Source organism: Bacillus nitroreducens (assembly GCF_964021195.1).
On record NZ_CAXHYI020000003.1, the window covers coordinates 3111215 to 3135002 of the forward strand.

Consider the following 23788-nt stretch of genomic DNA (forward strand, 5'->3'; position numbering starts at 1 on the left):
CCCTTTATTTAACTGATGAAGCGGATGCAATAGCTGCTATCCGCTTCAAGTTAACTGCTATGGCAGCCAATTTAGATTGTTTAGACACACTTAATAGACCATACCCCCTGGCTCGGGAGAGGCCGTGAAAACGTTTGAGCTCCGCATTCTTACCTTCGATAGAAGCCCTCTTCTTATATTTTTCTTTAAACTCCTCTGACTTCTGAAATTGTGATATTTCATAAAACTCTGTGGTGTTTTTTCCGGCGACAAGGATTCTTCTTGCTGATTTTTTTGCGCATTGGTCATGTAAAGGACAGGTCTTACATTGCTTAATATCGAAATAATATTTATACCCTGTTCTATCACCGTCTTTATTTTTAGTGTTAAAATGTTTCTTCTGAATGGTTGTATTTCCTTGGCTACACTGCCACTCATCAGAGTCTTTGTTATATGTAAATTCACTTTCATCTATTCTATATACAACGGAACTCACAGGAATATAAGCCTTTGCTTCAAAGACTTTAATTTCATCCAAAATTGATTTTCTAAAATATGCTTTATCTGCGTAAACTTCTTTTACCTTAATACCAGAAGATAAAGTGTCATTCAACATTTCATTTGTAAAATTGCCATCCATATAAGATCCGCTGGCTGTACGAACAGAAGTGATAATTCGTTCGTCTGTTGTCATAACAAATTCGGTTTTATAGCCAAAAAAATCTTGGGACTTACTTTTGCGTCCAACCCGAGCATCTTCATCTATAACGGAGCGAACACCTTTTTGCTGCATAAATTTTGGATCGTTAATAATCTCTTTTGTCTTTTTGATCATTTCATTGGTATTTGATTCTGTAGGAGTTACCTGCTTTTCTACACATTCAATCACCCTATCAACGTACTCTTTCATAACAGCCTTCGCTTCTTTATGATCCTCAATTTCCATATATTCTGGTTCTGCAGGCAAGTCAACAGGAACCTGGCCAGTTTCTTCTTCTAGTGCTTTAAGAACTTTTCGTGCTAAATGTTTCATCAGTCTTTCAGGTGTTTTTTTAATAGTATTTGCTTCAATGTGTGTTGCGTCAATACTGACACTGTTTCCTTTAATAAGCCCTTTGTCCACACATTGTTCAACAATGTGTGTCAAAATCTTATCCAAAGGTTTATCATCTGGAAACCGTTTTGTTCTAAACTTTGATAGTAGACTTTTATCGGGAAGTGTATCTTCGGGGTCAAGACCAAGAAAATACAAATAAGCTAGATTATAGCTAGCTTCATCAATCAACCTCTCGTCAGAGAGGTTATACATTTCCTGAAGGAAAAGGAGTTTACACATTAACTCAGGTTCTTTTGCCGGTCTTCCAAAAGTTTCGCAATAATATTCCTTAAGTATTTCATTAATAAAACTAAAATCTATTATACTAACTATCCTTTTAAGGATATGATTTTCTGGAATTTTATCGTATAATACAGAATGAAAGCTATATTGCTTTGGCACTAATCGAAGCATATGAAAAACCCCCTATGGTTTGGTGTCTAGTCAACATCCATTATACCATTTAGGGGGTTTTTCATGTTTGGAAAACCGAATGACTTTCAACTTTTTATAAAAAGCTGATTTAACTAAAAAATTTTATGACTTTTTCAGTGGTCTCGGACGGTTCTGCTGTTTTCCTAATAATTGGAAGGGGATGAAGATGGGCCCCCCTGTTATATTATCTAAGGGATTGATCGCCTTAATAAATTGGTAAAAAATAGGCGAACAAGAGAAGAACGAAATCGCTACGCGATGGCTCTAAAAAAGCCCTCTAAGACCAAAAAAGCATAAAAAAATAGAAAAAGTATGTACCTTGTGGTATTGTTTAATCGCCAAACCAAACAATCCAAGAAAGGACATACTTTTTCTAATGAAGATTATACCACGTATTTCACAAAAAATATATTACTATATTTTCCTTAAGTTTAGAGGCCCTCCTTGATTGTTGATTTTATTACGATTCAAAGTAATTAATTTCATTCAGGAGGAACTTACATGAAGCAGTATGAACAACAAGTCGAGCTGTATTTTGAACTTAAGGGTACCCCAGATTCTTCAAGAGAATCCTATTGGCGTAGAATGAGAGCCTTTCTACATTACCTCCAGGAACAAAATAAATCCGTAGAAGATATGACGGTAGAGGATATCCAACAATACATCCTTTATCTCAAAAGAGATAGAGGCCTTTCAGCTGGAACCATAAATAATTATATTTCATCTATTAAATTCTTTTACACTTACGTGTTAGACAAAGATTGGAACAATAGAAAAATTCCTAGGATGAAAAGAATTCAAAAATTTCCTGTCATCCCATCAAAAGACGATGTTTTCTTACTATTAAATTCAACCGACAATTTAAAACATAAAGCCATCCTTCATTTAATCTATGGAAGTGGGCTCAGAGTAAGCGAAGTAGCCAAACTAAAGATAAGTGATATCTGTAGTAAGACCATGCGAGTTCGTGTTGAAAATGCAAAACACAATACCAATAGGTATACCATTTTATCGGAAACAGCACTGAAAGTGCTTCGAGAATATTTCAAAATACATTTCACAAAAAACTTTAAACCGAATGACTGGCTTTTTCCAGGGAGAAATCCATCCGATCATATTCATGTCAAAAGTATTAAGAATACGATTATTAGGCTTAGGGATCAACTCAAACTTGATACGAATATTTCTTCGCATACTTTAAGACATTGTTTTTCCACGCATGCATTAGAGGATGGTGTAGAGCCTGTGTATATCCAACAAATGCTTGGACATAAAAGGTTTACTACAACAGAAAAGTACCTACACATGACCTCTAAAAGTCTTATGGGAATCAAGAGTCCCTTGGATACTCATGGAGATCATCAAGTATGAACACCGTTCAGGAAGTTTTCTTAAAGTTCTATCCAGAGTACAAGGAGAAATACAGATTGTCCAGAGAACAATACAAAGCAGCACAAGCTATCATGAACTGTAGAACATCTAAGTTGGGTGGACATGCCTACTCATGTCACACATGTGGACACTATCAAGTAAGTTATAATTCCTGTCGCAACAGGCACTGTTCGATGTGTCAAGGGGTTAACAAAGAAGTATGGGTCGATAAAAGAAAAAAGGATATTCTTAACGCCCCGTACTTTCATGTGGTATTTACCATGCCAGAACAACTACACATGGTCATTTATCATAATCAGAAATTACTTTATGATTTAATGTACAAGGCTGTCGCAGAGACTTTATCAGAACTTTCTTTGGATCCCAAATACTTAGGAGCACAAATAGGTCAGTTCTCAGTTTTACATACCTGGGGTCAAAATTTGCATTACCACCCTCATATTCACTCGGTAGTAATGGCAGGAGGGCTTTCTAAGCAAAACCAGTGGCGTGCTTCGAGTAAAAAGTTCTTTATCCCAGTAAAAGTATTATCCAAAAAGTTCCGTGGAAAGTATCTCTATTATTTAAAACAATATTATGAATCTGGTTTACTCGAGTTTTATAATGACGCTAAACAATATAAAAATCCTAGGAAGTTTCAGAGTTTAATAGATGAATGTTATTCACTTAACTGGTACAGCTACACGAAAAGGACCTTTTCGGGCCCCCTAGCTGTGGTTCAATACCTTGGTCGCTATACTCATCGTATCGCTATTTCTAACAATCGGATTGTTTCAATCAATAAAGATACGGTGACATTTCGAGTAAAAGACTATCGAAAAAAGAGTAAAAAAGAGACGGTTACCATGAAAGGTGTAGAATTTATTCGGCGATTCTTAATGCATATACTCCCGAAGGGATTAGTAAAAATCAGACATTACGGACTACTTGCCAACCGAAATAAAAAAACAAAGCTTTCACTCTGTAGAAAATTAACCAATAGTCCCAGTTACAAACCAGATTTTGAAGGACTAAATACGATTGAAATCATTTCTAAACTTACTGGGAAAGATGTCACGTTATGTCCATCTTGTAAGGTTTCACACCTTAAATCATTTGTTTCAGAAAAAGAAGAAGTACCTTGAAAACCTCAAACCAAATACACTTTTTTAAAGCCGCTTAAATGGGGAGGGGGAAAGTATGCCCAAATATCAAATTGTCCATGAAAAAATACACTTTTTACAGATCTAAACCAAGGAAATCACGAAGAACAAGAGAAAAGCAAAGAATGAATTCCCATAGGCCGAGACCGCGACTTCATTCTTCTTGGCAATCAAAAATTTTGCGTATTACGTAATAGCACACAAAAAGAAGAAGGCACATTGAACGGTTCATAACCGTTCAATGTGCCTTCTTTCGCGCAAAACATCCGATTGTCCCCTTTAAGAACCGTCCCCTTGTTTCACTTGTTTCATTATAAGTTGTCAATTTTTGCTGTGTCTTGTGGAGTTAGTTCAAAGTCGAATAGGTCGATGTTGGCTGCTTGGTTTTGGCGGTTGTGTGATTTAGGAATGACGACCACACCGCGTTGGATTTGGTATCTTAATAAAACTTGTGCTCCAGTTTTGTTGTATGCTTTGCCAATTTCATCTAAAACCTCTTGTTGATGTGGTTCAGTTTTCATTGGTCCCCAAGCAACTGGCGTAATGCCATTTTCTTTTATTACGGCAAGGAGTTCTTTATTCGGTTCTTTTAAGTTTATTTGTATTTGGTTAACAGCTGGCTTCACTTTTGCGAATTCTTTCATTTCATTTAGAAGATCTTTTCCAAAGTTTGAAACTCCGATTGCTTTTAGTTTGCCTGCTTCGTAATAATCTTCAAAGACTTCCCAAGTGTTTTTTAATTGCTCTTTGTCTTCGATAGGGAAGTGAATGAGTAGCAAGTCGAGATAGTCTGTTCGGAAGTTCGTTAGACAGCGATCAATTGCTGCGCGAGTGGTTTCCTTTGAAGAAATATATTCTTCATCGCTCGGAACTTTTGTTGTTATAAATAATTCTTCGCGAGGTACTCCGCTTTCTGCTAAAACTCTACCTACCAGTTCTTCGTTTCGGTACATAATGGCTGCGTCTATTGAACGGTATCCTAACTCAAGCGCTGACAGTAGTTCAGGAATTTCATTCTTTAGTGCTCCATTAAATTCGTTATTTTCTTTTCCATACGTATTCGTACCAGTACCTACGATTGGCATTTTTACCCCATTATTAAGTGTGATGTATTCCATACGATTAAGCACTCCCTCAATTGACTCACATAATTTTTTCTTACAAGATTCATCATAACAAAATCATTAATCTTCAGAAAGTTATTTGAATTGGAGGTGAAGTTTCAAAGAACACTTGTCGATTGAACGAAAGGGTTCTGTTGATGGAAATATTATCTAAATACGGTTAATAGTTTACAGACTCCATCCATTCTGGTTTAAAAACTGTTCGAGAAATCCTAAATAGGGTGAGTGATATGGGAGGGAAGTAAAATATTATCACCTTTCACATTACAGAAAACGGTTTCCTAATATAATCAATTTCACAGAGGTACTTCTGTGTTTTACAGAAGAAACGCATAATTTAAATCCATATTTTAGTAGAAAAGTTTATAAATTATTTAAAATATTCCTTGATTTTTTACTTTTAAGAGATTATCATGTAATTGAAAGCGAATACATAATATATTTTTTTACTCGGTTACGAAACCGGTTTCGTAAACTTTTTTCGTAGCGATAATAAGGAGGTGGTCACTTCGGTAATGCATTAAAACGGTAGTAAATCTAGTTACATATTAATTATTTAAGGGGGCATGAACATGAAACCTATAAAAAAGTTGGCTGCTGTTGGTTTATCTTCCATTCTTGCACTTTCGTTAGCGGCTTGTAGTGGTGATAATGCTGAAAAATCGAGTAACACAAACGATGGTGGGAAAAACGAACAAATTACATTAGACTTTTGGACATTCGGTGCAACCGGGTATGAAGATTTAGCAAAGGAATACGAAAAAGAAAATCCAAACATAAAAATTAAAGTGAAATCATCTGAAACAGCGGATCATCATGATGCACTCTTTACATCATTATCTGCTGGAAGTGGCGCTCCTGACATCGCAATGTTGGAAATTGATCAATTCGACCGTTTTAAAGTCGCTCAAGATCGTTTCGCAAATTTATATGATCTTGGTGCGAATGATGTGAAGGATCAGTACTTAGATTGGAAATGGGAAGTTGGAGAAAATGCAGATGGCGATTTCTTGTTTGGGCTTCCAACCGATATCGGTCCGAAGGCGTTGTATTACCGCACCGATTTATTTGAAGAAGCTGGTCTTCCAACTGACCCAGATGAGGTGGCAGCTTTAATTAATTCACCAGAAGCATTCGAAGAAGCTGGATTGCAAATAAAAGAAAAAACAGGTAAGCCATTCGTGGATAGTATTGAAATGGTATACCGAGCCTACTTAGATGCTGCACAATCTGCTTATTTAACGCCTGATAATGAATTAAACCTTGGTCCAGATAGTGAAGTGAAAAAGGCTTATGACTATGCTGTTAAACTGAACGATCTTGGAATTGTTGGGAAATATGAAATGTGGAGTCCCGAGTGGGCGAACGCTGTGAACATGGGTGAATTTGCTGCTGAGCTAGGTGCGGGTTGGTTAAAAGGCTGGATGGAAGGAAATGCTCCTGACGCCGTAGGTAAATGGAAAGTGGCTACATTGCCAACTGAATTTGCAGCTAACTGGGGTGGTTCATACATTGCCATTCCAAACGAAACAAAACATGCACAAGAAGCGTACGATTTTGTTGAATGGCTTGTATCACCAGAAAATCAGTTAAAATCATTCCAAAGCCATGGATTATTTCCTTCTGCTCATGCTGTATATGAAATGGATGAGTTCAAGTCAAATCAAGATGAATTCTTTGGTGGGCAAGCGTCTGCTCCAGTATTCGCTGAAGCTGCTAAAGACATCACAGGTATTGGATTTAGAGGCGAAAAGTACTTCCCAATTCATAATGAAATCCAGAATGCACTTAAAAATGTCCAAAATAAAGGGGCTGACTCAGAAAAAGAGTGGGAAGCTGCTGTCAAGCGTGCAGAAGATCTTATGAAGCGCTAATCTAGTAAACTTCTAGGCTATTTTTCGAAGGAAAATCATACTACCTGGTCGGCTTATGAAAGTAGGCCGACCCTTATTACATAAACATGTGTGAACATGAAGAGGAAAGGGAAGTACGAGCCTATTCTATTTAATACGGAAATGAGGCGTGTAAATGAATTTAATCACTAATAAAGTACCAATTCAAAGGAAAAAGAAATTTAGATCTGAAGCAAAGAAAGATATGATTTCAGGATATCTATACATAGCGCCTTTCTTTATTATTTTTGCCATTATTGGTCTATACCCAGCACTTTTTAGCTTTTATCTTGCTTTCCAAAAATGGAACGGGCTAAGCCCAATGACATTTAATGGATTAGCGAATTTTGAACTGGTGTTAACGGACCCATTGTTTTGGAAATCAGTTTATAACACGATCGTAATGGGGATTATGGGGACTGCTCCTCAATTAGTTGTTGGCCTTATCTTAGCCTACTTATTAAATATGACGTTTCTTAAGTTTAAAGGATTTTTTCGAGTATCAATTTTTATGCCATATTTAACGTCAATGGTAGCTGTAGCCCTTATTTTTAGTGTGTTATTTAGCAATCATGAATCTTCACTTGCTAATTATGTATTAACACATTTCTTTGGGCTTGACCCTATAGCGTGGGCCGCTTCGGAATGGGGAACGAAAATTGCCATATCCATCATGGTGTTTTGGAGATGGGTGGGGTACAATACCATCATTTATTTAGCAGGGATTCAAAGTATCCCGAATGATTTATATGAGGCAGCTACGATAGATGGTGCCAATAAGATTCAGCAGCTCTTATATATTACCATCCCAATGATGAAGCCATTTATCATTCTAACGGTCTTTACTTCAACTGTTGGCGCTATGCAGTTATTCTCTGAACCTACTGTTTTCTTAGGGGCTGACGCTTTTACAAGGGATGAGGCGATGACGATAGTGATGTACCTATATCGAGATGCTTTTAGATTACAGTCATTTGGAACAGCTTCAGCAACAGCGATTATTTTGTTAGTGATCATATCTGTATTTGCTGTCCTAAATATTAAGTTAACACAAGGCTTTGGAAAGAAGAGAGGTGTCCGTTAATGAGTACCCAAGCAATGAAAAAAAGAAAAAAGTTTTCTTTCACTAGAACTCTCGTTTACTTATTTTTACTTATTGCGGCAGTCCTTTCCTTGTTTCCGTTTTATTGGATGTTTGTAATGGCGACTCGACCTAGTGCTGCCTATAACACTATTCCTCCAACACTTACACCAGGAACTATGTTGGTAGAAAACTTTAAAAAGGTACTGAATCAAATTGACTTCTTTGGTTCCATGTGGAATTCCTTTCTCCTGTGTGCGGTCGTTACGATTGTTGTTCTATTTATTAGTTCATTAGCAGGGTTTGCGTTTGCAAAGTTCAAATTCCCTGGCAAAAACATTTTCTTTGTCGCTGTATTAGTAACAATGATCATACCGCCACAGTTAGGGTTAATTCCTCAATATTTTTTAATTTCAAATGCAGGACTTCTTGATACCTTACCAGGGGTAATGATTTTATTCTTTTTAAATCCATTAGGAATCTTTCTGATGCGACAGTATATTAACGAAGCCGTTCCTGATGAATTAATAGAAGCAGCGAAATTAGATGGATGTTCGAACTTTCGAATTTATCGGGGCATCGTCTTACCGATTATATTACCAGCTTTTGCGACTCTCGGAATCATTGTCTTTACCGCTGTTTGGGGAGAATTCCTATGGCAGTTTACAGTATTACGAGATCCAGAAATGTATACGATTCAAGTGGCATTGGCACAATTGAGCAATACACAACATGTTGACTTCGGCATGATTTTATCTGGTGTATTCTGGGCTACGGTTCCATTATTAATCATTTTCTTATTATTTAACCGATTGTTTATTTCAAGTATTACGGAAGGGTCCGTAAAATAATGAATTTTCCTGCCAAGCTATTGTTTCACTCTATAACTCTTAGTAATCTAGCAGTAGGAAGATTTTAGACAGAATAGAAGGGATAACACGATGAGTTTAACGATAAAAGACATTGCAAAAATGGCAGGGGTATCACAGGCTACCGTTTCGAAAGTCATTAATAATTACGGCGGGATTAGTGAGAAAACTAAAAATAAAGTCCTGACCGTTATTCATGATATGGGATATGCACCTAATTTTTCAGCTCGATCGCTGGCAACAAAAAAATCCAATCTGATTGGTCTTATCTACGCTGGGAAGATCAATGTTGATATGACGCACCCTTATTTCAATGAAGTCATCTCAACATTTAAGAAAAATATTGGATTATTAGGATATGATATCTTATTGTTTTCCAACGAACATTTTTTACAGGATCAAGGTAGTTATTTGGCTAGATGCAAGCATTTTAACGTGGATGGATGTTTAATAATTGCAGGTGAAAAAGTAGAGGATGCAACGTATGAACTTGCGGAAAGCGGTTTCCCTTGTGTGGGCATTGATATCGAGTTGACAGGACCTAGAGCTAGCTATGTCACAACAGATAATGAGAATTTATCACGAAAAGTGGTCGAGCACTTTTATTTGAATTCTATAAGAAAAATTGGATTTATCGGTGGTATGAGAGATTCTGTCATTTCGAATTATCGGTTAAGAGGATTTAACAATGCATTAACTCAATTTGGTCTTGAAAAAAGAGAAGAGTGGATCCAGTACGGTGACTATAATGAAGAAAGTGGATATCGCTGCATGAAGGAAATACTGAAGTTAAAGGATTATCCGGAAGCTATTTTCGCTGCATCAGACTTAATGGCACTAGGTGCAATCAGAGCGATTAAAGAAGCTGGATTACAAGTTCCAAATGATATAAGAGTGGTTGGATGTGATGACATTGCCGCTTGCAGATACAGTGATCCTGCCTTGAGTACAGTGAAACAGGAGAAGGAGAAAATCGGTAAACTTTCCGCATATATGCTAAATGATTTAATCGAGGGAAAATCAAAATTGAAACCTGTGTTAACTGACTCTGAAGTGATCATCAGGGATTCGTGTGGCACAAAGAATAACTTCTGGTAGTCGCACTTTGAATATTTTAAGAAAAGAGAACATCAAGACTTTAATGAGGTGTTAGGGGGAGTTACAGTGAACTATTATGCAGTTTTTGATGTTGGTGGTTCCACAATCAAATATTCCCTTATGGATGCAAGCTGTAATTTTTTGAAAAAGTCTTTCCTTCCAACACCAAAAGATGGAATTGACTCGTTTATAGATGCGATTCATTCAGTGGTGAAGGAATTTCAAAAAAGTCATATCCTACGTGGCATCAGCTTAAGTATGCCAGGAGCTGTCGATGTGGAAACTGGATTTATTAAAGGGTTTACGGCAATTCCATATATCCATGGTCCCAATATAAAGGAATTAATCCACGAACGTACAAATCTTCCAGTTGAACTTGAGAATGATGCGAATTGCGCTGGACTAGCCGAAGGGTGGATCGGTGCTGCGAAAGATGTTCGTGATTATATTTGTATCGTGATTGGTACTGGAATTGGGGGAGCGCTTGTTCTAGATAAAAAAGTTCGCCGTGGTAGTAACTTATTCGGCGGTGAATTTGGTTATATGATACTCGAAGACTATTTGAATCAACCAATCGGGGAAACTTGGAGTTCCCTTGCGGCTACATGGGGTTTAGTTATGCAGGTTGCCAAACGTAAAAACCTTGACCCATATACACTTAATGGATTAGACGTTTTTGAAATGGCGGATGCTGGCGATCTGGAAGTACAGGACGAAATTGATAAATTTATTAAACGCTTGGCAGTAGGGATATATAATTTACAATACATCATTGATCCCGAAAAAATCCTAATTGGCGGGGCCATCAGCAAACGGGAAGGGTTTATAGACCAAATAAATGAAAAGCTTAAGGTGATGAAGCCGAGTGAAGAATGTATAAACATCCAAATCTATCCGTGTCAATTTGGAAATGACTCTAATTTAATTGGTGCACTATGCCATTTTTTGCAAAGAGACTCAGCACGTTCAAGTAAACAACTTGAATCATCCAATATCTAGTTCAAATTCATAGGAGGGAATACATTGATACACGAGAAATTAACACCTTTTCCTAAAAACTTTTTGTGGGGATCTGCTTCTGCAGCTTACCAAATAGAAGGGGCATGGGATGAGGATGGTAAGGGTCCTTCTAACTGGGATCAGTTTGTCCGAATTCCTGGAAAAACGTTTAAAGGTACGACTGGTGATATAGCCGTCGACCATTACCATCGGTATAAAGAAGATGTCCGTCTGATGGCGGAAATGGGATTGAAAGCCTACCGATTTTCTGTTGCATGGACTCGGATTTTTCCAAAAGGCAAAGGGGAAGTCAATGAAAAAGGTATCCAGTTCTATAGTGATTTAATTGATGAACTACTGGCTCATCAAATTGAACCGATTCTAACGATTTATCACTGGGATTTACCACAGGCGCTTCAAGATGAGTATGGAGGTTGGGAATCTCGTGAAATTGTTGAAGACTTTACCAATTACGCCGTTACCTTATTTAAGCATTTCGGTGATCGTGTAAAGTACTGGGTAAGCTTAAATGAACAAAACATTTTCACTAGTTTTGGATATAGAACAGCCCTTCACCCTCCAGGCGTGAAAGATGAGAAACTTTTTCATCAAGTGAATCATCACGCGAACCTTGCAAATGCACGTGCGATTAAAGAGTTCCGTCACTATGTTCCAGATGGCAAGATTGGACCGAGCTTCGCATACTCTCCATCGTATGCTGCAACCTCTCACCCAGATGACATCCTTGCCGCAGAAAATGCGGAGGAGTTTAATGCTCATTGGTGGATGGATGTCTATGCATGGGGAACGTATCCGAAGGTAGCGTGGGAGTACTTAGAACGAAAAGGTGTGGCTCCAACCCTTGAAAGTGGTGACCTCGATTTATTAAAAGAAGGTACACCTGATTTCATGGGGTTAAATTATTACCAAACGACAACCTTTGAAAAGAACCTATTAAATGGTGTGTCCGCTGGTAAAATGAATACATCTGGCAAAAAAGGAAGCTCACAAGATACGGGTGTCCCAGGTCTCTATAAAACAATCAAAAATGACAATCTCGAGCGCACAAATTGGGATTGGAACATTGATCCGACTGGACTCAGAATCGCCCTGCGCCGTATTACGAATCGCTACCAGCTACCAATCTTAATTAGTGAAAATGGATTAGGCGAGTATGATGTTCTTGAAGAAGGCGATATCATTAATGATGAGTACCGTATTCAATATCTACAAGCACATCTACGAGCCGTACAAGAAGCGATTAGTGACGGTGTGGACATGCTAGGTTATTGCACCTGGTCGTTTACAGACCTGTTAAGCTGGCTTAATGGATTCCAAAAACGCTATGGATTTGTCTATGTGAACCAACATGAAGAAGGAATACACGATCTTCGCCGCATCAAAAAGAAAAGCTATTATTGGTATAAAGAAGTCATCGAAACGAATGGTAGTATACTAGAATCTGCCGAAGTAGCGGGTGAGAAAGAGTAAAGAATGGTATATTACATTTAGATTATTGTTTTTATAAGCCTCTTCCGTTTTGGAAGAGGTCTTTTAATGATAAATTATTTGTTAACATCTATTAAAAAATCAGGATGCGTTTAATGAAAAAGCTTTTATCCAACTATCTAAATGTTGAAATGATATAATTAAAAATAGTATGAAAAATAAAGAGGAAGAAGAGAAATGGGGATTGAAAATGGATGTAAGATACCCAATAGGGAAATTACAAGTTCCTGAAAAAGTAACATTAGAGAATATTCAAGAATGGCTAAATGAAATCGAAACTTACACCATTCGATTAAGAGAAACTGTCGACTCCCTTCGTGATGAGGAATTAAGCAAAACGTATCGTGAAGGTAGCTGGACAGTCCGTCAACTTGTTCATCATATAGCAGATTCTCAGTTGAATATGTATCAACGTTTGAAGCTGGCTTTAACAGATGAGAACCCAACAGTACCTGCATTTGATGAAGAAAAATGGGCAATTCAGCCTGATACAAAGCTTCCTGTAGAAAGTTCGATTAGAATGTTAGAAGGTATTAACGAACGCATCGTATCATTAGGAAAAAGTTTAACAGAAGAACAATTAGAACGAGGCTTTAACCACCAGATAAACGGTATGATAAAGGTTGCAACAAAAATAGCTAAATTATCCTGGCATGAAGAACATCACTTAGCCCATATAAAAATGGCGTTATCAAAATAATACAATAGTTTATAAAAGTTATTATTAAACAACAGGGTGCATTGATCTAATGATTATTGCACCTTTTTATTGTGGTTAATTAAGAATATTAATGGTGCCTATATAAAAAATATCTTCATATAGAAAAGGTGGATTTATTAGAAATAGCTCTTCTTTTTTGAAATACAACAAATATAAAGAATGTATAGAAGTAGTGGTTTTATGTAAACTATCAACTTTTAATGTTAATTTATGTAAAATATGTTAAAGTTAAGTGTGTATTCGTATTCAACACATTTTTATTTTGATGGGAGCTTTTGTCATGGAAAGGTTCAGTATTTGGCTACGTCGAAGTGTAATAGCCATACTTTTTGCTGCACTAATATTCACGATTTATCAAAATTACTTTGCAATAGATCAGACTCAAGAAGCCGTAATTGGTAAAGTTACTCCGAATTTTAGGTTACCAACGAATAACGACGAAGAATTAGAGTTAAAAGATTTACGTGGACAGGCTGTATTAATCAATTTTTGGGGTAGCTGGTGTACCCCTTGTAAAAATGAAATGCCTGCAATTCAACAGGCTTATGAACAATATAAAAAGGACGGTTTTGAGGTTGTAGCAGTTAACATATATGAATCTGAAGAAACCGTTTCATCGTTTATGCAAAAAAATGATTTAACAATTCCTGTTGTCCTAGATAAAAAAGGAGAAGTCTATAATACTTTCAATGTTCGTTATGTTCCTACATCCTTTTTTATAACTCCTGACGGAACTTTACATAGTTCCTACGAAGGCGAGTTATCTAAAGAACAACTAGATCAATTAATAAAAGAAATAGTACATAATTAAAACAAAAATATTTTAAAGAGTCCTTTTTAATAGTAAGAATTTATATCGGAGGTGATTCATGTATGATTGAGGTGAAGAGGGAGAGAGTTTGTGATGTTAAGGCCATGATGTTCATTCACGCATTTACTACAATGATTTCTCTTATTTTATTTGTGTATCTCACCATTACGGATAATATGGTAGTTGCTCCATTCTTTTTTATGTCAGTTAGCCTATGTTTTTTTATAAGTGGTATTCGGTTTTATAAGAAAAATAGAATCGTTGCTCAATTAATCGCTTTCTTTATTGTTGGTACTGTTTTATTGATCGTAGCTCTTCAAGATTTATTGCAATACTGGTTCTATTAAATAACTCAGCGAACATTCGTATTTTATGAGATAGAATATATAGTTGTTGGAGATGTATAGAATTGAGGATAAACTTTCTTTTACCAGCACTAGTCATCATAATTTTATGGTTGATGATTAAAGGGAATTCGATCATTTGTAGGAAGATAGAATTTGATCTTAAACAGGAAACAATCAATCTACTTTTTTTGATAAGTGTACTGTGGATTATAGGAATGACCATTTTTCCTATTGAAATAGGTATTCATTATAACCATGGTCCAACTATCAATTTAGTACCTCTTTCAAGTATAAAAGGCTTAATGAGCCACTTTTATTACATGGTCCCTTTAAGAAATTTTGCTGGAAATATTATCTTGTTTGTACCATTAGGAATAATGCTTACATTAAAATTCAACAAATTAAATAGTGTACTAAGAGTGGGAGTAACGGGTTTCCTATGTTCTACATGTATTGAGTTCGTCCAATTTTTTTTGCCAATGAGGGCAACGGATGTTGACGACATCATCTTGAACACTTTAGGTACTATGATCGGATTTTTGGTAATCAAAACTTCTGTTAGAATAGTTCATATGTTTGCCAAATCGGAATCCTAATGTTCTTGTACAAGAGGAGTGCATTGATCCAAAGATTTCTGCACTTTTTTGTAAAAGATATCGAGCTTACCTTTTTGAATGAAAACAGATGACCCAGTTCATAACTGGAGTCATCTGTAATACTTCAATATTCTGTTTCGTTCTTACTTATATAAGCCAGGTATATCTTTTCTTACGGTTGAAAACAGTCCAGCACCTATGATGTCTAGTGCTGATTTCATTTTTTCAGCAGAAATATTATCAGCAATGGTATCTTGTGGCGTATGGTAGACTTTCTCGATATGGTACACAAGCGGGTCCCAACTATCGATACCCATCCAAATAAATAAGGCAGCAGGGATACCCGCTTGATGGAATGGTACATGGTCACTCGAGCCAAATGTTCCTGGCAGGATGTCAGAATTACCTAAACGGGCACCTGCGGCCATTGTTGAGTCAGTAACCAAATTTGTACTACCATCTGGAGTCATCGCATATAGGTTTTTCGCCTTATCATAATTGGTAGCCACCATATCAGGAACAAATACAGCTTCAATGTTATCTTTTTGTTCCTGTGTTAATTGATTAACATAATATCGTGATCCAAGTAATCCACGTTCTTCCGCACCAAAAGCAATAAATTTCAATTCTTTTTCTGTGTTATATCCTTTAAAAACCCTTGCAAGCTCAAGCATTAATCCCACACCAGAGGCATTGTCATTTGCACCAAATGCGCCAACGACGCTATCATGATGGGCGCCAAGAATGACTTGTTTTGCATTTTTCCTCTTCGTTTTCGGTGCCTTTGTGGCTATTACGTTCACGGATTGAAGGTTGGAATATTGTTTTGCCGTAAGGCTGATTTCTACTGGTCCTTCTTCCAACTGCTCTTTTAGCCACTCTCCCTGGATAAAGGCTGCACCATATACAGGGATATCATATGTTGTCAATAAACTTGGATTAAAGGTTGAACCATAATTACCACGACTACCGACAAGGCTTTGTAAAATAACTCCTTTAGCTCCAGCCTGAACAGCATTGTCTACCTGCTTCCGATAATCGGAAGTACTAGACGCACGAGGCATAACAATTATTTTTCCTTCTGCTTCACTAGGAAAATCGGTTAAGCTCGTTCCACCTTCAATAAATAAAACCTGGCCCTCGACAGCTTCCGTGCTTATTTTTCCATTTGGGGCAGCCCCCATTTCCCATGTACTGCCATCATTAAAGGCTACATTAGCAATATACTGATCAGCTACAGGAAAATATTGATATTCTACATCGTACCCGTATCCCCTTAAGGTGTTTGCAATATAATCTGCTGACCGTTTTTCTGCTTCAAGTCCTCCAGGCCGTGTACCAATTTCTTCAGATAAATATCGGACGTGTTCAATTGCCCTATTTGCATCAACTCTTGCGACTACCTTTTGATCGTGTGCATAAGAAGATTTTCCGTTTGGGCTATCTGCCGAAACAGATCCTACGGACCCAAATGCAATGGATACTGCTAAAAGTGAAGCAAACACCTTTGATCTTGTTCTTTTAACTACCATATACATCCTCCTAAATGTAATTGTTATGGCTGCGTTTTTTATGTATCTAGCAAACTAGTATTTGTACAAGCCACAATTACATTTAATGATAGGGTAAAATGGAAAAACATACGAGTTAGAAAATTACTAATATTTAGACTTATTTCGACGTAAAAATCTAGTAAGTCATGGTAAAAGAGACCTATTCTATGGTAAGTTTATATGAAATTGATTTAGACGACTATTATAGTTGTACAAACGAAGCACCGATAAAGTGGAAAGTTGAAGAGTGCAGTAAAAGACGAATTAATAGTGTATTGTAATAGTTATAAGGAAAAAGGGAGGATCTATTTTTGAATATTTTAGTTTTAGGTGCAACTGGACGAGTGGGAAGGCAAATTGTAACGTATGCCCTTCATGATAAACATCAGGTTACTGCATTCGTTCGATCTCCAGAGAAGGTTGACATACATAGTGAAAATGCAACGATTATTCAAGGGAATGTATTAAATATAGAGGAGCTTAAACGGGCGATGCAGGGGATTGATGTCGTGATTAGTGCACTCAACACGGATGGCAAAAACACTTTATCTGAAAGCATGCCACTGATTATCGAAGCAATGAAAAACGAAGGTTTAAAACGAATAATAACGATAGGTACAGCAGGTATACTACAAAGTAGAATCACACCAGATATTTTGCGTTATCAATCAAGTGAATCAAAACGCAAATCAACTCGTGCAGCAGAAGACCATCATAAAGCTTACGAGATTTTGCAAGACTCAACACTCGATTGGACGATTGTATGTCCGACCTATTTGCCAGACGGAAAAAGAGAAGGTCAATATCGAATTGAACGAAACTTTTTGCCAGAAGAGGGTATGAAAATATCAGTTCCCGATACAGCAGAATTTGCGTATCGTCAGATAGAAAGTAGTGAGTTTATCCATACGCGAGTAGGAGTCGCCTATTAATCATGTGTTCAAATTGTATGTAAACAACCAAATTATCATTTTGATGCCTAGTATTTTACTAGGTTTTATTTATGTAGGCTGTTTGCTTTTTATCACAAAAGTTAATTGACAGAAAATCAAATATAAACGTAGCCTTACAATCAGTATTTTGATGTTATGTTTTGGGGCCTACATTATCACAATTTTAACTTTAATGAATTACTGGAACCTTTAAGAAATTTATCCACTTTCTTTTTACTATTACTTACCTATGTATAGTTGGCAAAAATATTGAATTTTGGAAGGGACAAAAATTTTAGTGCCTTTCTTAAATAAATCTTATGACTAGTATAAGACCGTTTCATTAGCGGTCTTTTTTTCTTATCACCTTAACGATAATGCTTATTTCAGCATGTCGTGATTCGGTTATTCCAACTGTTGAATCGATAAGACGAGCCAAAAAAGAATTCTATAATAGTCTCAAACACAGCAACAATCTTTCCGAAAAGAACCATAACAAAATATTCCAATAGAAATCCAAATAGTAAGAAAAAAGTGATAATATAATTGAAACAGACTGAAATAATAGATTAGGTGGTTTGAGGATGAACAGTGAAAAAACGTATTCTTCAACTAAAATTCTTAATGAATTGATAAAGTCATTGGAAACGAAAGTGTCTAACCCTTTGATCAAGATGGAAATAGAGTCCGATTTAAAAAGAGTTTGTAGGGAATTGGAAGAATTAAAAGGGGATCTTTTCTATAAGAAAATCTGTGATGAATTATATGATGGGATATATATATCAGATGGACAGGGAAAAACTTTATATGTCAATAAGGCTTATAGTAGAATAACGGGATTGGCTCCAGAACTTGTTCTGAATAAGTATGTAACAGACCTCATGAAGGAAGGTTTATTTAAAAATGCGATCACACCTGATATTATCCGAACAAAAAAACCGATTAATGCGATGGCAGAAATCCGTACAGGGGTCAAGGTATTAATATCGGGTGCTCCTATTTTTGATGATGAAGGAAATGTAAAAAGGGTTGTTGTGATAAATCGAGATATGTCCGATTTGTTGGAAATGCAGGAAAAGCTTACAGCCTCGCAAAATGAAATCGAACACTTACGTAAATTGCAAACGTCTAGCAACTTAATCGGTCAAAGCGACGAACTAAGGCCAGTCTTACGAATGATCCAACAAGTAGCTAATTTGGATGTTACCGTCTTGATTACGGGAGAGACAGGGGCTGGGAAAGAGGTTGTTGGAAACGAAATCTATACGAATAGTAATAGACGAGGCAAACCTTTTATCAAAGTCAATTGTGCAGCGATTCCTGCTAGCCTATTAGAAGCGGAGTTGTTTGGCTATGAGTCTGGTGCCTTTACTGGCGCATCTAGCAAAGGAAAAATCGGAATGTTCGAGTTAGCCGATAAAGGTACGATCCTATTGGACGAGATTGGTGAAATGCCACTCGAGTTACAATCAAAACTTCTTAGAATCATACAAGAAAAAGAGGTTACACGGATTGGTGGAACAAAATCGGTAAAATTTGATGTTCGAATTCTTGCTGCTACCAATTGTAACTTATATGAACTAGTGAAACAGGGGAAATTTCGCGAGGATTTATATTACAGACTTAATGTCTTCCCTATTCATATCCCGCCACTTAGGGAACGAATGACTGATATCGAATTACTAACCAATCATTATTTGAATAAGTATAACGTTAAATATGGAAAGCACGTATTCTTAGATTCTGAAGTGTATGACGTGTTTAAAACGTATTCATGGCCAGGGAATATACGAGAATTGCGAAATGTAGTTGAGCGAATGGTTATTGTATCAGAACAGAATAAAAGAATAGAAGTAAATGTAGCAAAGAAACTGTTAAATATTACTACCGAAAGTCCTGAAATGTTAAACGGAGAGCTCGGTTTAAAAGAAATGGTGGAAATGGTAGAAAGGAAGGCAATCGAAAAGGCATTAAAAGACTATGGAAGTACAAGAAAAGCGGCAGCAGTTTTAAAAATTAGCCAATCTTCTGTTGTGAAAAAAGCAAAAAAGTTAGGAATTCAACTAGGTGATTCTTAATGTCATCAGGGGTGATTCATTTTAGAATCACAGTTAAATCCTATTTGTACCTGTAGTATCTTTATGTAAGCTAAATTTTGATGAATTTTTTCATCAGATTTTTTTTGATACGGTATGAAAAGCCTTTCATAGAGCCCTTTTAAAGTTGGCACGGTACTTGCATCTATATAAAGTGAAAAAATATATAGAAGTGAGGGAGATTCATGGAAAAACTCATTATTACCGTAGCACCAACAGGAGCACAAACAACACGGGAACATACGCCGTATCTACCACTTACTCCAAAAGAGATAGCAGACTCTGTGTATGAATCATGGAAAGAAGGCGCAGCTATTGCTCATATTCATGTCAGGGATCGAAATGGAGATAATACGCTTGACCTCGATACTTATAAGGAAGTTATTGAACGCGTTGGAGAAAAATGTGACATTATCTTAAACTTGACTACTGCTGGCGGAATCGGGATGGATGATGAAGCTAGATTAAGAGTTTGTGAATTAAATCCAGAGATGGCCACTTTTGATGCAGGAACTATGAATTTTGGCAAAGGAGTCTTTCATAATACGCCTGTGTTTTTAGAAAGGTTGGCAGCTGTTACAAAAGAACGTCAAATCAAGCCTGAAATTGAAATCTTTGATGTCGGTATGATTCATAATGCCTTACGCATTGCTAATAAGGGTTTAATGGAAAAACCATTCCACTTTCAATTTGTACTGGGTGTGCATGGTGGTATGCCAGCCACTCCTAAAAATTTAATGTTTTTAATTGATAGTATTCCAGAGGGGTCCACATGGTCTGCCATCGGGGCGAGTAAGGATCAGTTAGCCATTAATACGATGAGCATTCTATTAGGCGGTCATGTTCGTGTAGGAATGGAAGATAGCGTGTATTATCGAAAAGGGGAATTGGCAACTTCAAATGCACAGTTTGTTAAGAGAATCACCGAACTCTCTCACACCTTTGGAAGAGAAGTAGCCACTCCGACAGATGCTAGACGAATTTTAGGATTAGATAAATTAAAAAGGAATCGTCTACCAAATTTAGCAGATGTACAAAAATAGAAAACAGAATATTGAAAAAATGAATGGGGGATTTTGTGATGAATATTGCGATAGCTGGAGCAGGTTCTTTAGGAACAATCATTGGTGGATTACTGACAGAAGGTGGAGAAAAAGTCGATTTAATTGATATCAATGAAGAGCATGTTCAGGCGTTGAATCAGGCTGGTGCAAAATTAACGGGATTTATTCAGAAGACAATCCCTGTAAATGCCATTACACCATTTGAATTAGAAGACCACGTCTACGATTTAGTCTTTTTATTAACGAAACAAGTGTATAACGATGAAACATTAAAACAATTACTACCACACCTTCATGAAAATAGTATTGTTTGTACTCTTCAAAATGGAGTGCCTGAAGATTATGTCGCTTCTATTGTAGGTGCAAACAGGACAGTCGGAGGGGTTGTTGGATTTGGAGCAACTTGGAAAGGTCCAGGTGAATCAGAATTAACAACGGAATGGGAGACGGTAAAAAAATATGCATTCGATATCGGTGAGATCGATGGAAAGGATACGCCCCGATTATCAAAAATAAAAGCAGTTTTAGAACATGTTGGGTACTGTGAAGTCTCTTCAAATATTTTAGGTATTAAATGGTCAAAGTTGCTCATGAATGCCACATTTAGCGGGATGTCTGCAGCGCTCGGCTGTACGTTTGGAGAAGTATTAGATAATAAAACGGCGATGAATTGTTTAGCATATATCGCTGATGAAACGATTAAGGTAGCACGAGCCCATGGGATTCAATTAGCAAAGATGCAAGGAAAAGATATGAGTCTATTAGAAATAAAAGAAGGACAAAAAGTCTGTGAAAAAATGGACTTTTATCATGAAGTATGGTCTCCACACAGGAAATTAAAAGCAAGTATGCTTCAAGATCTGGAAAAATATAGAAAAACAGAAATCGATTATATCAATGGTTTTGTAAGTCATAAGGGGAAAGAAGTTGGAGTAAAAACCCCTTATAATGATTTCGTCGTTCAGCTAATTAAGGAAGCAGAAAATACTAGAACGCTCCCTGATTTTAATGAAAATCTTGCCCGTTTTGAATCATTAAGAACGGTTGTTAAATAATTTTTACTAATGAAATTGGAGGAGACATGTATGATCATTGCATTTTCAATCTGGTTGATAACGATTATATTTTCCATCATGTTCGGGTCATTCCTTTGCTATCGAATTGAAAAATCGGGAGTAAAGCGTTGGGGTGCTTCAGGTAAACTCTTTAAATAATAAGGGGGTAGGAAGATGACTTGGTATCTAGCCGTTTTTTGTTTTTATATGGTATTTCTCATATGGTCTTGTTTGCAAAGTCTAAAAAATGTAGAATCCATGTCGGACTTTACAACAGGTGGACATCGGATGGGACTATGGATTGGGGTTGGGACGACTGTTGCAACATGGGTGAGTGTTGCCTCGGTTATGGGGGTCCCGGGCTACCTGTATAGTACGGGAGTTGCAGCAATCATTGGATGGGTAGGGGGATGGTTCTTTGGAACAGCCTTAATCCCTTTAGTTGCCTATAAAATCAGAAGACCTGCAACACCAGCAAGAACCTTTCCTGAATATGTTCATTTAAGATATGAACCATTCAAGAAGAACAGTCATTTAAGGACACTTGTTGCTGCCTTAATGTTAATTGGGTATTTTGTATTTACTCACCTACAAGTTGTCGGTTTTGGAATTGTCTTTTCAACCATTACTGGTATTGATTATAAGATTGCTATTTTTGTTTTTCTACTCTTTTTACTATTTACAAGTATAGGTGGGTTTTGGTCGGTTGCTGTTACCGACACAGTAAATACTGTCTTAATTATTACAGGAGTGATATTAGGGGCAGGAGCTGTGTTAGTAGCAACAGGGGGATTTGAAAATATCTATCAAACACTTTCTACAACAACAGCCCCAACAATTGAAGGAGGAGAAAGTTTAAGCACAGGTGTTCTTTTATCTCCTGTTGGTACCTTTGGTTTAGGAGCGCTTTTTTCAATTTTTATCTCGAATTCCTTAGGGGCAGCAGTATCCCCTCACTGGGTAACCAGGATGTTAGCACCTAAAAGTGTCAAAGTTGCGATTATGCAAATGATGTTTTCAGTTGTCGTTTTGATTGGTATTTTTCTTCCGCTCATCGTAATTGGATTAGGTGCTAAGACGCTGATTCCTAGTCTTCCAGCGGGGCAAACTACGGACTATATTATGCCAATCGTGATCATGGAGTATGCTCATCCTTTGGTTGGTGCTTTAACATTGATTGCCTTATGTGCAGCAGCAGTTTCTACTGCAAATTCCATGCTTCTGCACTGTGGAACTTCACTTTATAATGATATTTATAAAAATATTTTTCCTTCTAAGAATGCGAATGAAGATAAGGAAAGAAAACAACTACGATTTTGTATTTTTGGTCTCGGTATTTTAGCTGTCGTTAGTGCAATTAATCCACCAGTATTATTAGCCATGGGTTTTACTTATGTGTATGGTGGGTTCGGTGCAGCCTTCTTTTTCGTCGTATACTTAGGACTATATTGGAAACGTATGAATCGACTTGGAGCCTATGCAAATATTATCATCGGTTCAGTCGTTTATGTGATCGCAAAGGTTATGGGCGCCACAAATCCATTTATTATTGCTTTAGCCATTGCATTTGTTGGTGTAATCCTTGCAGTGTTATTAACCAAAAAACCACCACGTGAAGCTTACGAACCATATTTTGAAGTCAAAGTAAGTCCTTCCACTAAAAATGTATTTGCTGCGATTCAAAATGGTCCAAGTGAAGAATATCCCACACCACCTGCAATTGGTGACTCTATAAATCATTCAAGTCATTTGAATAGATAAAGTGGGGGGATATGTAAGTTAATTAAAAATGGTTTGACAAATTTTAGGAAAGGGTTATAATGGTTTAAAAATACAGAAAACACTGTGAATAAGAGGAGTAAGGAGATGGAGTTGTTTAGAGAGCTACCGTTTGCTGGGAAGGTAGTCAACAAAACTCCCGAAGTCGCTTATGAGTGGTCAGACTGAAAGTAAAGTAGGTCTAAACGGATAAAGTTCGTTAACATGTAGATGAGATT

At 36.9% G+C, this 23788-nt stretch carries 20 protein-coding genes, 1 pseudogene and 1 other annotated feature (1 of these 22 only partly in view); of the genes and pseudogenes, 18 read left to right on the top strand and 3 right to left on the bottom strand.

The features are described 5' to 3' along the window. Positions 1-19: 19 nt before the first annotated feature. Positions 20-1489, bottom strand: a pseudogene (locus ACWPVE_RS19055) (IS1182 family transposase); the annotation flags it as partial. A gap of 522 nt (positions 1490-2011) precedes the next feature. Between ACWPVE_RS19055 and ACWPVE_RS19060 the strand changes: the two are divergent. Next, positions 2012-2881 (top strand): tyrosine-type recombinase/integrase, encoded by an 870-nt coding sequence (locus ACWPVE_RS19060; RefSeq protein ID WP_453990210.1) that lies wholly within the window; start codon positions 2012-2014, stop codon positions 2879-2881. Further along, the gene (locus ACWPVE_RS19065; RefSeq protein WP_453993553.1) at positions 2878-4026 is read left to right on the top strand and encodes an IS91 family transposase; all 1149 of its coding nucleotides are present in this window, start codon (positions 2878-2880) and stop codon (positions 4024-4026) included. Before ACWPVE_RS19060 ends, ACWPVE_RS19065 begins: the two co-directional genes overlap by 4 nt. Before the next feature lie 329 nt (positions 4027-4355). On the opposite strand, the gene ACWPVE_RS19070 is transcribed toward ACWPVE_RS19065, so the two are convergent. Then, on the bottom strand, positions 4356-5162 hold the full coding sequence (locus ACWPVE_RS19070) for an aldo/keto reductase (RefSeq protein ID WP_453996124.1): 807 nt from the start codon (positions 5160-5162) through the stop codon (positions 4356-4358). Between the two features lie 578 nt (positions 5163-5740). Here ACWPVE_RS19070 and ACWPVE_RS19075 point away from each other — a divergent pair. From ACWPVE_RS19075 to ACWPVE_RS19120, 10 genes are all read left to right on the top strand, one after another. Then, positions 5741-7042 carry an ABC transporter substrate-binding protein gene (locus ACWPVE_RS19075; protein ID WP_453996126.1) on the top strand — a complete coding sequence of 434 codons (1302 nt, stop codon included), beginning with the start codon at positions 5741-5743 and terminating at the stop codon, positions 7040-7042. A gap of 154 nt (positions 7043-7196) precedes the next feature. After that, positions 7197-8144 (top strand): carbohydrate ABC transporter permease, encoded by a 948-nt coding sequence (locus tag ACWPVE_RS19080; RefSeq protein ID WP_453996128.1) that lies wholly within the window; start codon positions 7197-7199, stop codon positions 8142-8144. Between the two features lie 14 nt (positions 8145-8158). Next, positions 8159-8992: a carbohydrate ABC transporter permease gene (locus tag ACWPVE_RS19085; protein WP_453996130.1), complete on the top strand. Its 834-nt coding sequence runs from the start codon at positions 8159-8161 to the stop codon at positions 8990-8992. A 90-nt stretch (positions 8993-9082) separates the two neighbouring features. Then, the gene (locus tag ACWPVE_RS19090; RefSeq protein WP_453996132.1) at positions 9083-10108 is read left to right on the top strand and encodes a LacI family DNA-binding transcriptional regulator; all 1026 of its coding nucleotides are present in this window, start codon (positions 9083-9085) and stop codon (positions 10106-10108) included. Between the two features lie 66 nt (positions 10109-10174). Then, the gene (locus tag ACWPVE_RS19095; RefSeq protein WP_453996134.1) at positions 10175-11107 is read left to right on the top strand and encodes an ROK family protein; all 933 of its coding nucleotides are present in this window, start codon (positions 10175-10177) and stop codon (positions 11105-11107) included. A 24-nt stretch (positions 11108-11131) separates the two neighbouring features. Beyond that, the gene (locus ACWPVE_RS19100) at positions 11132-12598 is read left to right on the top strand and encodes a glycoside hydrolase family 1 protein (protein WP_453996136.1); all 1467 of its coding nucleotides are present in this window, start codon (positions 11132-11134) and stop codon (positions 12596-12598) included. 208 nt (positions 12599-12806) lie between these two features. Continuing rightward, on the top strand, positions 12807-13316 hold the full coding sequence (locus tag ACWPVE_RS19105) for a YfiT family bacillithiol transferase (protein ID WP_453996138.1): 510 nt from the start codon (positions 12807-12809) through the stop codon (positions 13314-13316). A gap of 301 nt (positions 13317-13617) precedes the next feature. Next, positions 13618-14148, top strand: coding sequence for a thiol-disulfide oxidoreductase ResA (resA, locus tag ACWPVE_RS19110; protein ID WP_453996140.1), 531 nt, complete (start codon positions 13618-13620; stop codon positions 14146-14148). 62 nt (positions 14149-14210) lie between these two features. After that, positions 14211-14495 (top strand): hypothetical protein, encoded by a 285-nt coding sequence (locus tag ACWPVE_RS19115; protein ID WP_453996142.1) that lies wholly within the window; start codon positions 14211-14213, stop codon positions 14493-14495. Between the two features lie 113 nt (positions 14496-14608). Then, positions 14609-15091, top strand: coding sequence for a VanZ family protein (locus ACWPVE_RS19120; protein ID WP_453997637.1), 483 nt, complete (start codon positions 14609-14611; stop codon positions 15089-15091). Between the two features lie 143 nt (positions 15092-15234). On the opposite strand, the gene ACWPVE_RS19125 is transcribed toward ACWPVE_RS19120, so the two are convergent. Further along, positions 15235-16623: a M28 family metallopeptidase gene (locus ACWPVE_RS19125; protein ID WP_453996144.1), complete on the bottom strand. Its 1389-nt coding sequence runs from the start codon at positions 16621-16623 to the stop codon at positions 15235-15237. 332 nt (positions 16624-16955) lie between these two features. On the opposite strand from ACWPVE_RS19125, the gene ACWPVE_RS19130 reads away from it, so the two are divergent. From ACWPVE_RS19130 to ACWPVE_RS19155, 6 genes are all read left to right on the top strand, one after another. Continuing rightward, positions 16956-17576, top strand: coding sequence for an NAD(P)-dependent oxidoreductase (locus ACWPVE_RS19130; protein ID WP_453996146.1), 621 nt, complete (start codon positions 16956-16958; stop codon positions 17574-17576). 584 nt (positions 17577-18160) lie between these two features. Then, on the top strand, positions 18161-19654 hold the full coding sequence (locus ACWPVE_RS19135; protein ID WP_453996148.1) for a sigma-54 interaction domain-containing protein: 1494 nt from the start codon (positions 18161-18163) through the stop codon (positions 19652-19654). 203 nt (positions 19655-19857) lie between these two features. Further along, positions 19858-20715, top strand: a complete 858-nt coding sequence (locus ACWPVE_RS19140; protein WP_453996150.1) for a 3-keto-5-aminohexanoate cleavage protein — start codon at positions 19858-19860, stop codon at positions 20713-20715. A gap of 38 nt (positions 20716-20753) precedes the next feature. After that, on the top strand, positions 20754-21791 hold the full coding sequence (locus tag ACWPVE_RS19145; protein WP_453996152.1) for a ketopantoate reductase family protein: 1038 nt from the start codon (positions 20754-20756) through the stop codon (positions 21789-21791). Positions 21792-21821: 30 nt separating this feature from the next. Beyond that, positions 21822-21950 (top strand): hypothetical protein, encoded by a 129-nt coding sequence (locus ACWPVE_RS19150; RefSeq protein WP_453996154.1) that lies wholly within the window; start codon positions 21822-21824, stop codon positions 21948-21950. A 15-nt stretch (positions 21951-21965) separates the two neighbouring features. Beyond that, positions 21966-23552, top strand: a complete 1587-nt coding sequence (locus ACWPVE_RS19155; protein WP_453996156.1) for a sodium:solute symporter family protein — start codon at positions 21966-21968, stop codon at positions 23550-23552. Positions 23553-23627: 75 nt separating this feature from the next. Further along, positions 23628-23788, top strand: a binding site (T-box leader); it runs 63 nt beyond the window's last position.

Excerpts from the sequence above, each read along its gene's own strand:
- ACWPVE_RS19155 (WP_453996156.1), top strand. The coding sequence starts at position 21,966 with ATGACTTGGTATCTAGCCGTTTTTTGTTTTTATATGGTATTTCTCATA.
- ACWPVE_RS19070 (WP_453996124.1), bottom strand. The coding sequence starts at position 5,162 with ATGGAATACATCACACTTAATAATGGGGTAAAAATGCCAATCGTAGGT.
- ACWPVE_RS19075 (WP_453996126.1), top strand. The coding sequence starts at position 5,741 with ATGAAACCTATAAAAAAGTTGGCTGCTGTTGGTTTATCTTCCATTCTT.
- ACWPVE_RS19060 (WP_453990210.1), top strand. The coding sequence starts at position 2,012 with ATGAAGCAGTATGAACAACAAGTCGAGCTGTATTTTGAACTTAAGGGT.
- ACWPVE_RS19065 (WP_453993553.1), top strand. The coding sequence starts at position 2,878 with ATGAACACCGTTCAGGAAGTTTTCTTAAAGTTCTATCCAGAGTACAAG.
- ACWPVE_RS19150 (WP_453996154.1), top strand. The coding sequence starts at position 21,822 with ATGATCATTGCATTTTCAATCTGGTTGATAACGATTATATTTTCCATC.
- ACWPVE_RS19080 (WP_453996128.1), top strand. The coding sequence starts at position 7,197 with ATGAATTTAATCACTAATAAAGTACCAATTCAAAGGAAAAAGAAATTT.
- ACWPVE_RS19105 (WP_453996138.1), top strand. The coding sequence starts at position 12,807 with ATGGATGTAAGATACCCAATAGGGAAATTACAAGTTCCTGAAAAAGTA.
- ACWPVE_RS19135 (WP_453996148.1), top strand. The coding sequence starts at position 18,161 with ATGAACAGTGAAAAAACGTATTCTTCAACTAAAATTCTTAATGAATTG.
- ACWPVE_RS19125 (WP_453996144.1), bottom strand. The coding sequence starts at position 16,623 with ATGGTAGTTAAAAGAACAAGATCAAAGGTGTTTGCTTCACTTTTAGCA.
- ACWPVE_RS19145 (WP_453996152.1), top strand. The coding sequence starts at position 20,754 with ATGAATATTGCGATAGCTGGAGCAGGTTCTTTAGGAACAATCATTGGT.
- ACWPVE_RS19140 (WP_453996150.1), top strand. The coding sequence starts at position 19,858 with ATGGAAAAACTCATTATTACCGTAGCACCAACAGGAGCACAAACAACA.
- ACWPVE_RS19115 (WP_453996142.1), top strand. The coding sequence starts at position 14,211 with ATGATTGAGGTGAAGAGGGAGAGAGTTTGTGATGTTAAGGCCATGATG.
- resA (WP_453996140.1), top strand. The coding sequence starts at position 13,618 with ATGGAAAGGTTCAGTATTTGGCTACGTCGAAGTGTAATAGCCATACTT.
- ACWPVE_RS19085 (WP_453996130.1), top strand. The coding sequence starts at position 8,159 with ATGAAAAAAAGAAAAAAGTTTTCTTTCACTAGAACTCTCGTTTACTTA.
- ACWPVE_RS19090 (WP_453996132.1), top strand. The coding sequence starts at position 9,083 with ATGAGTTTAACGATAAAAGACATTGCAAAAATGGCAGGGGTATCACAG.
- ACWPVE_RS19120 (WP_453997637.1), top strand. The coding sequence starts at position 14,609 with ATGATTAAAGGGAATTCGATCATTTGTAGGAAGATAGAATTTGATCTT.